The organism is Virgibacillus sp. W0181, from assembly GCF_051846915.1.
Classification (GTDB): domain Bacteria; phylum Bacillota; class Bacilli; order Bacillales; family Amphibacillaceae; genus JBPYCR01.
Map to the genome: position 1 here is coordinate 26,836 of NZ_JBPYCR010000007.1, position 14,106 is coordinate 40,941.

10 protein-coding genes are annotated in these 14,106 nt (G+C 40.7%); 9 read left to right on the forward strand and 1 reads right to left on the reverse strand.

All coding sequences use genetic code 11. The annotated features are described in order from the left end of the window. Nucleotides 1–165 precede the first annotated feature (165 nt). Nucleotides 166–2,229, reverse strand: a complete 2,064-nt coding sequence (locus tag ACLIBG_RS04595; protein ID WP_439311548.1) for a transglycosylase domain-containing protein — start codon at nucleotides 2,227–2,229, stop codon at nucleotides 166–168. A 329-nt stretch (nucleotides 2,230–2,558) separates the two neighbouring features. Here ACLIBG_RS04595 and ACLIBG_RS04600 point away from each other — a divergent pair, with 329 nt between their 5' ends. The 9 genes from ACLIBG_RS04600 to rpoE all read left to right on the forward strand — a co-directional run bounded on the left by ACLIBG_RS04600 (nucleotide 2,559) and on the right by rpoE (nucleotide 14,099). After that, nucleotides 2,559–2,999 (forward strand): DUF1934 domain-containing protein, encoded by a 441-nt coding sequence (locus ACLIBG_RS04600; RefSeq protein ID WP_439311549.1) that lies wholly within the window; start codon nucleotides 2,559–2,561, stop codon nucleotides 2,997–2,999. Continuing rightward, nucleotides 2,996–4,666, forward strand: coding sequence for an arginine--tRNA ligase (argS, locus tag ACLIBG_RS04605; RefSeq protein ID WP_439311550.1), 1,671 nt, complete (start codon nucleotides 2,996–2,998; stop codon nucleotides 4,664–4,666). The genes ACLIBG_RS04600 and argS overlap by 4 nt, the downstream gene beginning before the upstream one ends. Nucleotides 4,667–5,012: 346 nt before the next feature. Further along, nucleotides 5,013–7,121: a (Fe-S)-binding protein gene (locus ACLIBG_RS04610; RefSeq protein WP_439311551.1), complete on the forward strand. Its 2,109-nt coding sequence runs from the start codon at nucleotides 5,013–5,015 to the stop codon at nucleotides 7,119–7,121. A gap of 431 nt (nucleotides 7,122–7,552) precedes the next feature. Next, a complete protein-coding gene (locus tag ACLIBG_RS04615) occupies nucleotides 7,553–8,737 on the forward strand; it encodes an acetyl-CoA C-acetyltransferase (RefSeq protein ID WP_439311552.1) in 1,185 nt (394 codons plus the stop codon). Nucleotides 8,738–9,236: 499 nt separating this feature from the next. Continuing rightward, on the forward strand, nucleotides 9,237–10,091 hold the full coding sequence (locus ACLIBG_RS04620) for a 3-hydroxybutyryl-CoA dehydrogenase (protein WP_439311553.1): 855 nt from the start codon (nucleotides 9,237–9,239) through the stop codon (nucleotides 10,089–10,091). Nucleotides 10,092–10,249: 158 nt separating this feature from the next. Beyond that, a complete protein-coding gene (locus ACLIBG_RS04625) occupies nucleotides 10,250–11,383 on the forward strand; it encodes an acyl-CoA dehydrogenase (protein WP_439311554.1) in 1,134 nt (377 codons plus the stop codon). A 78-nt stretch (nucleotides 11,384–11,461) separates the two neighbouring features. Beyond that, a complete protein-coding gene (locus ACLIBG_RS04630) occupies nucleotides 11,462–12,601 on the forward strand; it encodes an acyl-CoA dehydrogenase (RefSeq protein WP_439311555.1) in 1,140 nt (379 codons plus the stop codon). A 200-nt stretch (nucleotides 12,602–12,801) separates the two neighbouring features. Beyond that, complete coding sequence (locus tag ACLIBG_RS04635; protein WP_439311556.1) at nucleotides 12,802–13,452, forward strand: TetR/AcrR family transcriptional regulator; 651 nt, start codon at nucleotides 12,802–12,804, stop codon at nucleotides 13,450–13,452. A 182-nt stretch (nucleotides 13,453–13,634) separates the two neighbouring features. Continuing rightward, nucleotides 13,635–14,099 (forward strand): DNA-directed RNA polymerase subunit delta, encoded by a 465-nt coding sequence (rpoE, locus tag ACLIBG_RS04640; RefSeq protein WP_439311557.1) that lies wholly within the window; start codon nucleotides 13,635–13,637, stop codon nucleotides 14,097–14,099. The last annotated feature ends 7 nt before the right edge of the window (nucleotides 14,100–14,106 follow it).

Below are 14,106 nucleotides of genomic sequence, written 5' to 3' on the forward strand. Positions count from 1 at the left end.
AACTGAGATAAAGGAATCACGATGAGCTGTGCGAATCGATGATGACTTATCGTAAGGCGCTGCGGGAAGTCGCCTAGTTTCTGGGCGCTTAAGCTAGACAGCTATGCACAAAGTTTTATACTTTATGACCTTACGAAAAATCGTAAGCAGTCGGCACGCTCCGCATTAGCTAAATATTTCAAAAAGACGGCGAATAATCCCACCATCGTTATCTTCACTGTTACTTTCATCTTCAAGGTCATTTTCTTCTTCGTCCTCATAAAAATGAAGTGTGCAGTGAGAGGTAGGTTTGGAGCCTTTCTCAAAGTAAACAGATTGAATTGTCGGGCAATAAGGAGTGGCAAGCCGACCGGATGCGGGATCGATCGCAGCCCGGACGACTCCTGCAGGTACACGGAATGAACGGTTGGGTAACCCTTTATGCGCAGCTTCCATGAACGAAGCCCATATATTTTTGGCATAGGCCGATTCAGAAGCATATTTCATTGGTCGGTTATCATCATATCCTGTCCATACGCCGGTTACGAGTGATGGACTGTAACCGATCATCCAGCTGTCCGCATTTGTTGTTCCTGATTTTCCGGCATAGGTTCTGCTCAGGCGGTTGGCAATTGTAGACCCAGTTACTGGCATATAGCCATTCCAGCCGTCGTCAAACATCCCAGTCATTAAGTCCGTTAAAATAAACGTCTTGTTTGGATCAAGGATTTGTTTGCCGGTAGTTTCTTCACGCGAATATACGGTTTTTCCATGTCGATCAACAATCTTTTTAATCGAATAGCTTTTTATATCCCGTCCTCCGTTTGCTAATATGCCATAAGCAGTAACCATTTCATCGACAGATATGGAAACGGTTCCAAGAGCTAGTGAAGGAACTTCAGGAAGTGCACTTGTGATCCCAAGCTTTTTCGCAGTATTGACTAATTTATCCGGTCCGAGAAATAGGTTCGTCTTCACAGCATATATATTATCCGACAATGCCAATGCTTGTGCGAGTGTAATGGGTTCATACGCGTAGTAGTCATTGTAGTTGCTTGGTTGGTAAATTTTTCCATCATCTAATTCGAATGCTGTTGGCTTGCTTGTTAGCATTGTTGTTGCGTTATAGCCATGGTTTAAAGCAGTGTAATACAAAAAAGGCTTGAAACTGGAACCAGTCATTCGCTTTGCAGAGACGGCCCGATTAAAAGGACTTTTACTATAGGAACGCCCTCCAACTAGCGCTCGAATTGCGCCGTTTTTCGGATGAATGGCGAGCGCTCCAACCTCCAGATCACTTGTTGAGTCGACATGCTGTTCTATTTTTTCTTCAAGTTGCTGCTGCATTTTCATATTCAATGTTGTATAAATGCGATAGCCACTTGTTTTAATAGCTTCTTTTGGCAACCTCAGCAATCGACTAGCTTCTTTTAATGCAACATCTTGAAAATAAGGAGCAATATCATCAGTACTTATCTGTTTCAAAGGGGCGTAATTCAGTTCTTCCTGCTTTGCTGTTACATAATCTGCTTCCGTTATTTCTTCTTTGTTTCGCAATAATTGTAAAATGCTTTCCTGTCGTTTCTTCGCCCGCTGTTCATCATTAAAAGGGGAATAATATGTCGGTCCCTTTGGAATACCGACAAGCATCGTAGCCTCCGCCAATGAAAGCTCATCAACCTTTTTGCCAAAAAAAGTCTCGCTCGCTGCTTCAATTCCGTATGCCCCGTGACCGTAGTAAATAACATTCAAGTAGCCTTCCAATAGTTCATCTTTTGAATAAAACATTTCCAGCCGAATGGTGTAGAACGCTTCCTTCAATTTCCGCACCCATGTTTTTTCATGTGTTAAGAATAAGTTGCGTGCGTATTGCTGCGTTAGCGTACTTGCCCCTTCTTTAAGGGAGTTGGTTTGCAGATTTGTAATCAGTGCCCGGGCAATTCGTTTAAAGTCAAACCCGTGGTGTGAGTAAAAATGTTGATCCTCTACCGCGAGCGTTGCATGGATGAGGTGGTCCGGAATATCCTCTAACGAGACTGAATGAAGGTTTCCCGGTCCTTTTTCATTCCCAATTACGTCCCCCTCAGCACTATAATAAATTGTACTTTGATCTTTTGTTAATGAGGGCGGGCCCAGTAAATAACCAGATGCATATATACCTGTGATAAAAAGAACTACAGATGTCGTAACAAGAATGAATAGTTTAATAAGCAGATATCTTTTTTTAACATGTCGTTTCCTTCGCTTCATATCATTGACTCCATTTCCCGAATATATTTTCAGTATGGTAAAATGCGGTAATAATTAAACACAATATGTCTGTAAAAACGGGAATGATGACGAATCATGCGCTTGAAAGCCTCGCATCAGCAAGTGATGAAAAGATCATAAGTAAAAATGCTGAGAAACAATAATCACTGGAAGATTCGCCGTTTCAATTGGAAATCAAACAAATTATCGTTATAATAAAATACTGGATGACTTACATTTTCTTAATGACAGAGTACCAACGATATATACAGTGTGAGACGATGGATATGCTGGCACGCTTTGCCATATCGGAAGCAGGAGTGCAACCAATGAATCGAACAGAAAAAAAGGTAAAAATTAAGCTTCACACCGTTATTGATGATAATGAAGGAAAAGAGCATAATCATATTGCGGCGGAAGGTACTTTTTATCAAAGAGGGTCGACAGGCGTACTTACGTTTGAAGAAAAAAACGACAATAACGAAACGATAAAAAACTTTATAACGATCCACTCGGAAAAAGTAAATGTGAAACGGTCAGGAGCTATCACGATGAACCAACAGTTCCGCCTGCATCGTAAAACCGAAAGCCAATTTCAACATCCTTTCGGGCAAATAGGTATGGAAACAATGACACATACACTTGCGTATGAACCCTTGGACCAAACGAAAAGCGGACAACTGTTTATTTCATATACCGTTAAATTAAACGGAGAAACCGAACGTGCACATCAATTAAAGCTTATCTTTACAGAGGAGGAAACACATTGAACTTGCTGGAAAATATTGAACAAACATTGCAGCAGGAGATCGCAGCGGCAATCATCAAAGCAAATTTAGCAGCCGAAGAAGAGCTGCCCACCATTATGCTGGAAAAACCAAAGGATAAATCTCACGGGGATTTTGCAACGAACATCGCTATGCAACTTGCGCGTATTGCCAAAAAAGCCCCTCGTCAAATTGCCGATGAAGTTGTAGCCAATCTCGATCAGTCAAAAGGCTCCATTGAAAAGGTTGAAATTGCCGGGCCGGGGTTTATTAACTTTTTTATGAAGAGTGATTTCCTTGGGGATATTGTACCGGTTATTTTAAAAGAAGGAGATGCCTACGGTAAAACGTCTGCCGGAAAAGGTGAGCGGATTCAGGTGGAGTTTGTTTCCGTCAATCCAACTGGAGAACTTCATCTAGGTCATGCACGCGGTGCTGCATTTGGTGATGTTTTAAGCAATGTGCTTGCGGCAGCTGGCTATGAAGTTGAACGGGAATATTATATAAACGATGCCGGTAAACAAATTGACAACTTGGCTTTATCCGTTGAAGCTCGGTACATGCAGGCGCTAGGGAAAGACATATCAATGCCTGAAGATGGCTATCATGGAGCAGATATTATTGAAATTGGAAAAACGCTAGCAGCCGAATACAATGATAAATGGTTACACGCAGAAAAGTCAGAACGATTGGATTTTTTCCGGGAATATGGTTTGAATTATGAATTAGGCAAAATAAAAAAAGATTTGGCCGAATTCCGGACACATTTTGATCATTGGTTTTCGGAAACATCGCTTTACAAGAGTGGAAAAATTATTGAAGCATTGCGGACACTGGAAGAGGCAAATTATACGTATGAAAAAGACGGAGCTACATGGCTCAGGTCTACAGCATTTTCGGATGATAAAGATCGTGTGCTAATAAAAAACGATGGAACGTATACGTATTTAACTCCGGATATCGCCTATCACCAGGACAAGCTTGATCGTGGATTTGATACGATCGTAAACGTTTGGGGCGCGGACCATCACGGGTATATCTCCCGGATGAGCGCAGCAATCCAGGGGTTAGGCTACTCGAAAGAGAAATTCGTCGTGAAAATTATTCAAATGGTAAATCTATTTGAAAACGGCAAAAAGGTTAAAATGAGCAAGCGAACTGGAAAAGCAGTGTCGCTCAGTGAGCTGATAGACGAAGTAGGCGTTGATGCTGCCCGGTACTTTTTCGTAACACGCTCGAATGATTCCCAGCTCGACTTTGATATGGATTTGGCACGCTCCAATTCAAATGAAAATCCGGTTTACTATGTACAGTATGCACATGCGCGTGTTTGTACGATGCTTAAACAAGCAGAGGAAAAAGGATTCCCCATCAATGAGTCCTTCGATACAACCTTGCTTATTGCCGAAAAAGAAGTGGATCTGCTGAAGAAGCTCGGCGAATTCCCACAAATAATCGCAGAAGCTGCCAAACAAAAAACACCTTACCGAGTAACACAATACGTTTTTGATTTAGCATCCTTGCTGCATAGCTTCTATAATGCAGAAAAAGTATTAGATGATACGAATAAAGAACTTACAAGCGCTCGGATCGCTTTAATGAAAGCCGTACGGATAACAATTGCCAATGCCTTGGCAATAATTGGAGTAAGTGCACCGGAGAAGATGTGAGGAAAATCCGGCGAACGTTGCGGCATGCAATATGATTAGCATGAGTAACTGAGTTTTTATGTTAAAAAGTCTGTTTATAAGAGGTTTTGGAAGCCACAGATAAATTTGACAATCATACAGATTTTTGGTATAAATTTATTAACTAAATAATTTTAACTGCCGAATCTAATAGACTCTGCTTCGCAAAGCTGAGCTAACCCTAGATGTCAGCCAGTTCTTAAGTGTGGGTGCTTCACGCCCTTCTTAGAGAACTGGCTTTTTCTGTTAACAGCATTATGATCATTATTTCCCCATATGCAATCGCCTTCATTTTCCGTTATACTATTATTAAAGGAGGATCGTTCAGATGGAAACATTTTTACTTATTAATTTTATCGCTTTTATTACAATTACAATATATGGTATTTATTTGTTTTTCAAAGCAGTAGCAACACGCTATGCATACATAAAACTTGGTAAAAAAACAGCTTTTGACTTGGCCTGGAAAGAGCGGCTGCGCAAGGTTTGGGTGATTGTATTCGGTCAATCCAAGTTACTGAAAGATCCGAAGTCAGGAATCATTCACGTCATGATGTTCTACGGCTTTATTCTTGTTCAATTTGGTGCGATTGATATGTTTGTAAAAGGGCTGGCACCTGGGAACCATTTACCGTTTGGCCCATTATATCCCGGCTTTACATTTTTTCAGGAACTTGTCACACTCATGATCCTCGTTGCTGTTGTATGGGCTTTTCACCGCCGATATGTGGAAAAAATTGTCCGGTTGAAACGGGGATTCAAAGCAGGGCTTGTTCTTGTGTTTATCGGGACACTAATGCTGTCGGTATTACTGGGAAATGGAATGGCCCAAATATGGCATGGAACAGGAACGGCATGGACAGAACCGATTGCAAGTTTAGTAGCAGGCGCATTTGGTTGGCTAAGCCCGACCGCAGCGATGGTTTTCTTTTTCATCGCCTGGTGGATTCATACCATTACGATTCTCGCATTTCTAATTTACGTACCTCAGTCCAAACACGCGCACTTGATTGCTGCTCCAATCAATGTGTTTATTAGCAAGCGTGTACCTGGAAAATTAAAGACGATCGATTTTGACATTGATGAAGATGCAGACGAAGAGGAGATATCCTTTGGTGTAGGGAAAGTGGAAGATTTCGACCGCGAGCAAATGCTTGATTTTTATGCGTGCGTCGAATGTGGGCGTTGTACAGATGTCTGTCCTGCATCAGGTACTGGAAAAATGCTGTCGCCAATGGATATTATGATCAAATTGCGTGATCATTTGAATGAAAAAGGTGCAGCTATTACGGGAAAATCGCCTTGGGTTCCGTCCTATGCATTTACGGATAAAACTGCTGACCAACTTGCAAAGGCGGGTAATAAAGAGGCATCCGCTACGATGGAAACGATTAGCATGATTGGCGATGTCATTACGGAAGAAGAGCTTGCCGGTTGCACGACTTGTCGTAATTGTGAAGATGCTTGTCCGGTTATGAACGAGCATGTTGGGCAAATTATTGACATGCGCCGCTATCTCGTTATGACAGAAGGGAAAATGGACCCTGATGCACAACGAGCAGTAACGAATATCGAGCGACAAGGAAACCCGTGGGGATTATCGAAAAAGGACCGAATAAAATGGCGTGAACTTGACGAAACGGCCTATATCCCAACAATTAAGGAATTGAAAAAAGAAGACAAAGAATTTGAATATCTATTCTGGGTCAGTTCTATGGGTTCGTATGACAGTCGCAGTCAAAAAATTGCAATTGCTTTTGCAAAGTTAATGAACAAGGCTGGTGTCAACTTTGCCATTCTTGGGAATAAAGAAGCAAACTCAGGAGATACAGCCCGAAGAATTGGAAACGAATTTTTGTTTCAAGAAATCGCAGAGAAAAACATCAAAACCTTTGAAAAAAATGATGTGAAAAAGATCGTCACGATTGATCCACATGCATATAATATTTTTAAAAATGAGTATCCTGATTTTGGTTATGAAGCAGAAGTGTACCATCATACTCAGTTACTCTATGATTTAGTAATGAAGGGACAGTTAACTCCTCGACGGGCGATAAACGAACGACTCACTTATCATGACTCCTGTTATCTTGGTAGATATAATGGTGTTTATGACCCGCCGCGAGAAATATTGCAGGCAATTCCAGGACTTGAACTTGTGGAGATGGATCGCACACGGGAAAATGGCATGTGCTGCGGTGCTGGAGGCGGCCTGATGTGGACAGAAGAAACGACTGGAAATCGCATAAATGTGGCACGGACAGAACAAGCAATAGCAGTGAAACCAACGATGATATCGAGTGCATGTCCATTCTGTTTAACGATGCTGAGTGATGGAACAAAAGCAAAAGAAGTGGAAGAGGATATAGGAACGATGGATGTGGCAGAAATTTTAGCATTGTCGGTTTTAACAGAAAATGAAACAAAAACAGCTTGATCTTTTATAGAAATAAATTGATTTCCAACAAATAATTAATTTAATAGGACGGGAGAAAGTCAGATTCAAGGTGTGACATACCTTAATCCGGTTTTTCCAAGAGACACAAATAGTTTTACAATTAAAATAGCTAAAGGTAGCCTAAATCGGGTTTAAAATTGTATAATGAATAGAAGAATCATTAAATTCTGTTAACAGTTGTAATGCTATATTGAGGAGGCAATAATTAGCCTCCTTCTTATTCACTTAAATCTGAACGACTGGTCAATCAGAGAAGCGGAAAGTGCACATATAATTATAATGTTATTTTCACTTGCTTTAGGCCCAGTCGCTACGATTTAAGTAGGAGCGTACACTTATATTCTTTAATCGATTTAGCCCAAAAACTAACAATGTATTAATAATGAGCTAATTTATAGGAGGATGTAGTCATGAGGAAAGCTGTAATTGTCTCAGGAGCCAGAACACCATTTGGGAAATTTGGCGGTGCATTAAGAGCATTTACCGCATCTCAACTCGGTGGTATTGCCATCCGGGAAGCTGTCCAACGAGCCGAATTGGACGCAAATGAGATTGATGAGGTCATTATCGGAAATGTATTACAAGGCGGCCAAGGCCAAATCCCGTCACGCCAAGCCGCTCGAGAAGCTGGAATTCCTTGGAGTGTAAAAACAGAAACGATCAACAAAGTTTGTGCTTCCGGTTTGCGCAGTGTTACATTAGCAGATCAGCTTATTCGATTAGGCGAAGAGGATACAATCATTGCAGGTGGAATGGAAAGTATGAGCAATGCACCATATTTTTTACCAGATGCCCGCTGGGGAAATCGTATGGGTGATAAAACGGTCAAAGACATGATGATTCATGATGGACTTACATGTTCGTTTACTGGCGTTCATATGGGATCTTACGGAAATAATACTGCAGAAGAATATGAACTGTCCCGGGAGGAACAGGATGAATGGTCCTGGCGCAGTCACCACCGTGCGGTAGCCGCGATTGAAGCTGGTAAATTTTCAGAGGAGATTGTTTCTGTTGAGATACCTCAACGCAAAGGAGAAACGATTGTTGTAGATACCGATGAAGCGCCTAGAAAAGATACGAGCATGGAAAAACTCGCAAAGCTGCGTCCGGCATTTGATGCAGAGGGTACAATTACAGCTGGGAATGCTCCTGGAGTCAATGATGGTGCCGCAGCATTTGTAATAATGTCGGATGAAAAGGCTGAAGAGCTTGGGAAGTCGCCAATGGCAACAATAATCGGTCATGCAGAAGTAGCGGTGGAAGGAAAAGATTTCCCACAAACCCCTGGTCTTGTTATTAATAAACTATTGGAACAAACAGGAAAAACTAAGGAAGACATAACCTTATTTGAAATAAATGAAGCCTTTGCAGCTGTTTCTCTTGCAAGTGAAAAAATAGCTGGAATCGATAGTGAAAAAGTAAATGTCAACGGTGGAGCGGTTGCCCTTGGTCATCCAATTGGCGCAAGTGGATCACGCATCATTTTGACACTAATACATGAATTGAAGCGCCGGGGCGGCGGAATTGGAATTGCTGCTATTTGTAGCGGTGGAGGGCAAGGTGACGCCATTATGGTGGAGGTCCCTAGATAAGAAAAGCGCAAGCCCTTCGCAGGCTAAAAGCGCAACATCCTAGGACTGCGCTTAAATGCTTATCCCTCCGAAAAGATTTGCATTAGAATGTCCTAGGAATGTAGCTACGCTTTCGTCCCACCGAAAAGAATTGTACGACGCTGCTAGACAGCTATGCGCAAAATTTTATACTTCTTACCTTTTAAATAAAAAAAGCATTTATTCCTGTAAGATTAATTGCAGGAATAAAATGCATAATATTTTTGACTGAACGCTCAGTTATCTGTCGACTTTACCCGAGGAAGCATTGGCGTCAATGGGAAAGGAGCCGGCATTTCAAACCCAACACCGCTAATCCTGAATTTAGAATCACTTTTCATACGTATAAAATTACTACATCGAAACTGAAAAATGAAAATATCTAACAGAAATCTTTATATTAAGTTCCATTTTAAAAAGTAACAAATGGAGAAAAACGCTTATTATTAATATAATCGATAAAACTAAGGGAGGAATTTTCATGAACGACGTACAGCATGTGATGGTCGTCGGCGCCGGGCAAATGGGGTCTGGCATAGCACAAGTATTTGCTCAGTCAGGGTTTAACGTATACTTGCATGACAAAAATAAGGATGCGCTGAATAAAGGAATGGAGACAATTGAAAAGTTCCTAAACCGATCTGTAAAAAAGGAACGCATAACCGAACAGGGGAAGGAAGATACGTTGAACAATTTGACACGTTCAACAGATATACAAGATGCAGCTTCCTGTGATCTAGTAATTGAAGCGGCGGTTGAAAATGTAGATATCAAAAAAACTATTTTTAAGGAGCTTGCCACCTATAAGCAAGAACATACGATATTAGCTACTAACACTTCATCAATTTCGATAACGGAAATAGCTGCGGTGACGAACCGACCAGATCAAGTTATTGGCATGCATTTTATGAATCCGGTTCCGGTAATGAAGCTTGTTGAAATTATTAGGGGACTGCAGACAAGTGATGAAACGTATCAAACGATTGAAGAACTTACGAATAAAATTAACAAAACAGCTGTAGAAGTAAATGATTCTCCCGGATTCGCAGCTAATCGGATATTGATGCCAATGATCAATGAAGCGATTTATGCCGTTTATGAAGGTGTTTCATCACCGGAAGATGTAGATACAGTAATGAAGCTTGGAATGAATCATCCGATGGGGCCATTGACACTGGCTGACTTTATCGGCTTGGATACGTGTCTTTATATTATGGAAGTTCTGCATGAAGGGTTTAGTGATAGTAAATACCGCCCTTGTCCCTTACTAAGACAGTATGTTAAAGCAGGTTGGTTGGGGAAAAAATCCGGGCGCGGCTTTTATGTCTATGAGTAACCGAGTAATGCCTAAAGCCGAATTACAATTCAGCGGTTAGCAAACATTGGGCTGGACAGAGAATACGTAGCTTACAGAAACGTAAATAACAGAGCAGACGCTAAAATTATAGCTCTTATATATACTATCGTTATTAATAACCGAAGAGAGGCATCAACATGAATCTTTGTTTAACAGACGAACAAAAGATGATCCAAAAAATGGTTCGTGACTTTGCCAAAAATACAGTAGCCAAGGAAGTTGAACGTATGGAACAGGATTTCCGATTTCCTCATGAGCTTATCAAACAGATGGGCGAGCTCGGTATCATGGGAATCCCCATACCAGAAAAATATGGTGGGAGCGGAATGGATTACATTTCGTATACAACTGCGATTCGCGAACTTTCTAAAGTAAGTGCAGCAGTAGGTGTCATTTTATCCGTTCATACAGCTGTTGGTACAAATCCAATTCTTTCGTACGGTAACGACGAACAGAAAAAACATTACTTACCTAAACTCGCTTCGGGAAAGTATCTCGGTGCTTTTGCATTGACGGAACCGGGCGCAGGATCTGATGCCGCCAATTTGAAGACACAGGCAAAAAAATCCGAGAATCATTATATTCTAAATGGATCGAAAGCATTTATTACAAATGGTAAAGAGGCAGATACATTTATCGTTTTCGCACGAACGAATGAGGAAGGCGGCAGTAAGGGAATTAGCGCGTTTATCGTGGAGAAAGACACGCCGGGGCTTTCAATCGGCAAAGAGGAAAAGAAGATGGGCCTTCACGGCTCTAGCACCGCAGAAATAATTTTTGACAATTGCCAAGTGCCAAATACACAGTTGCTTGGGAAAGAAGGGGAAGGATTTCAAGTAGCGATGGCTAATTTGAATGCTGGTCGCATCGGAATTGCTGCCCAAGCGTTAGGTATTGCGGAAGGCGCTATGGAATATGCCATAACGTATGCTAAAGAACGGGAACAATTCGGAAAGACGATTGCTAACCACCAAGGAATCTCCTTTAAGCTGGCGAATATGGCAACAGAAGTTGAAGCCGCCAAGCTACTTACTTACCGGGCAGCCGCATTAATTGAGCAAAAGGCATCGTGCAGAAAAGAAGTATCAATGGCCAAAATGTATGCGTCGAAGGTTGCTATGAAAACAGCAATTGAAGCTGTTCAGATTTTTGGGGGATATGGTTATACCGAGGATTATCCAATTGAAAGATACTTTCGGGACGCTAAAGTAACGGAAATTTATGAAGGAACAAATGAAATCCAACATATTGTGATCGCAAAACATTTATAAATTTACTGAAGCAACTTTCTTAGCAGAATAGACGTAGCCAAAAGCTTTTCAATAACAAAAGCACAAGGAGGGATGTAAATGGATTTTCGCTTATCTGAAGAACATGATATGTTACGTAAAATGATTCGCGACTTTGCTAAAAAGGAAGTGGAACCGACTGCAAGGGAGCGTGATGAAGAAGAGCGTTTTGATAGAAAAATTTATGATCAAATGGCTGAGCTCGGTTTGACGGGCATTCCTTGGCCGGAGAAATATGAGGGTATTGGATCAGACTATTTGAGCTATATCATTGCCGTTGAAGAATTATCCAGTGTTTGTGCCTCTACTGGTGTCACGTTATCAGCACATCTATCACTTGCGAGCTGGCCGATATATATGTATGGAACAGAGAAACAGAAAAAGAACTTTTTAACACGATTGGCGGGCGGAGAGGCGCTGGGAGCTTTTGCGCTATCGGAAGCGGGTGCAGGCAGTGACGTTGCTTCGATGGAAATGTCCGCTAAAAAAGACGGCGACGCTTATATTTTAAATGGCAATAAAGTGTGGATTACAAATGGTGGAGTTGCTGATATTTATATCGTATTTGCAAAAACCGATCCAGCAGCAAAACATAATGGGATTACTGCTTTTATTGTCGAAGAAGGAATGGAAGGGTTTTCGATTGGTAAGAAAGAAAAAAAACTTGGTATACGGTCATCCCCTACAGCAGAAGTCATGTTCGAAAACTGCCGCATCCCAGAGGAAAATCGGTTAGGAGATGAAGGGGATGGCTTCAAGATTGCAATGACCACTTTGGATGGAGGAAGAAGCGGAATTGCTGCTCAGGCAGTAGGAATTGCACAAGGTGCGCTGGATGCTGCTATCAATTATGCAAAGGAGCGCGAGCAATTCGGGAAACCGATAGCCCATAATCAGGGTATTTCCTTCAAGCTAGCCGATATGGCTACGGAAATTGAAGCTGCAAGGCTGTTAACCTATAAGGCTGCATGGCTTGAATCAAATGGTTATGAATACGGAAAAGCGTCTTCCATGGCAAAGTTATTTGCAGGCGATATGGCAATGCGTACAACAGTTGAAGCCGTCCAAGTTTTTGGTGGTTACGGATATACGAAAGATTATCCGGTAGAACGTTATATGCGTGATGCAAAAATCACCCAAATTTATGAAGGAACAAATGAAATTCAACGACTCGTTATTGGTCGAATGGTGACGGAATAAAAAGGTTCGTAATCAAAAAAACGACAATATAACATCTTTTTCATCATTTAGTAAACCAAAGCAATAAACATGTGATTAGAAATCAGATTCTGTGCATTTGTACTTTCGTTAATATTTAACAAATAAAAATTTACAATAACCGAGCAAATAAGAGAACCATGCAGGCTTACGAGCTTAAATAAAAAGGAGGCCGATAAACAATGGACCAAAATAAAATTTTCTCCAACATAAAAAACACCGAGTTGGTAGAAAAACGACGGAAACAAATGATTAAAGGTGCAATTACATTATTTAAACAAAAAGGGTTTCATCGTACGACTACAAGAGAAATCGCGAATGAAGCAGGGTTTAGCATTGGCACTTTATATGAATATATTCGTACAAAAGAGGATATTTTATTTTTAGTTTGTGATTCTATTTATGATCAAGTAACGGAACGAATGGAAAAGACGATCGACTTTCAAAATCCATCATTAGAAAGTCTTGCTACCGTTATTGAACTTTATTTCAGGCTCATGGATGAAATTCAGGATGAAGTAATTATTATGTACCAGGAAGTCAAATCACTAAAGGATAAAGACCTGAGGTATATACTGGATAAAGAGCGTGATATGGTTAGTATGCTGAAATGGGTGATTGTAACTTGTGTTCCCCATGAATTAAAGGCGATAGATGCAGAATTATTGGCAAATAATATGTTTGTGCAAGGGCAGATGTGGGCGTTTAGAAGGTGGACTTTGCAAAAACAGTTTAATTTGGAGACGTATATTGCCAAACAAACAGAGTTCTTCTTGCAAGCAGTAGCAGTACAGGGAAATGTAGATACAAAAGAGGAAACAAACGACAGATAAAAATAAACAAGTATACTAATCTGTTTAACTTTTTAAAAAGTCGGTGTGTTTTAATCGACTTTTTTTAAATTTTTTTATAGCATAATAAGGTGATATTTGCTTATAATGTATGGGATGGTTTATACTACAAAAAATCAAATAAGAAAAAAATTAAATAATACGAGAAAAGGGAGTGCATGACCGTGAGCTTGGAAAAATACAGCCACGCGGATACGAAGGAAATGTCCATGATTGAATTGGCTAATTTAATATTGTTGGATGAAAAGCAAGCAATTAATTTCAATGACTTATTTTCTAAAATATCCGAGTTAAAAGGATTTACTGAATCGGACAAAGGAGAAAATATTGCTCGTTTTTATACAGATTTAAATGTGGATGGTCGTTTTGCAACACTTGGTTCTAATGTGTGGGGGCTTAAACGGTGGTACCCGGTTAATCATGTTGGTGATGTAGTTGCTCCGGAACCGGCGCCGAAGAAAAAGAAGAAGAAAAAAGCTGCAAAAAATACAGAGGCAGATTTCGATTTAGAAGACCCTGAAGACGATCTAGAAGATGAAGATTTTGATTTGGAAGATGAAGCATTTGACGAAGCGTATACAGACGACTATGAGGAAGAAGAGGAAGATGAAGACGAGGATGAAGTGTAAGATCCGG

Coding starts and splice junctions, on each gene's coding strand:
- ACLIBG_RS04635 (WP_439311556.1), top strand. CDS start 12,802: ATGGACCAAAATAAAATTTTCTCCAACATAAAAAACACCGAGTTGGTA.
- ACLIBG_RS04595 (WP_439311548.1), bottom strand. CDS start 2,229: ATGAAGCGAAGGAAACGACATGTTAAAAAAAGATATCTGCTTATTAAA.
- ACLIBG_RS04615 (WP_439311552.1), top strand. CDS start 7,553: ATGAGGAAAGCTGTAATTGTCTCAGGAGCCAGAACACCATTTGGGAAA.
- ACLIBG_RS04600 (WP_439311549.1), top strand. CDS start 2,559: ATGAATCGAACAGAAAAAAAGGTAAAAATTAAGCTTCACACCGTTATT.
- ACLIBG_RS04610 (WP_439311551.1), top strand. CDS start 5,013: ATGGAAACATTTTTACTTATTAATTTTATCGCTTTTATTACAATTACA.
- ACLIBG_RS04625 (WP_439311554.1), top strand. CDS start 10,250: ATGAATCTTTGTTTAACAGACGAACAAAAGATGATCCAAAAAATGGTT.
- ACLIBG_RS04620 (WP_439311553.1), top strand. CDS start 9,237: ATGAACGACGTACAGCATGTGATGGTCGTCGGCGCCGGGCAAATGGGG.
- ACLIBG_RS04630 (WP_439311555.1), top strand. CDS start 11,462: ATGGATTTTCGCTTATCTGAAGAACATGATATGTTACGTAAAATGATT.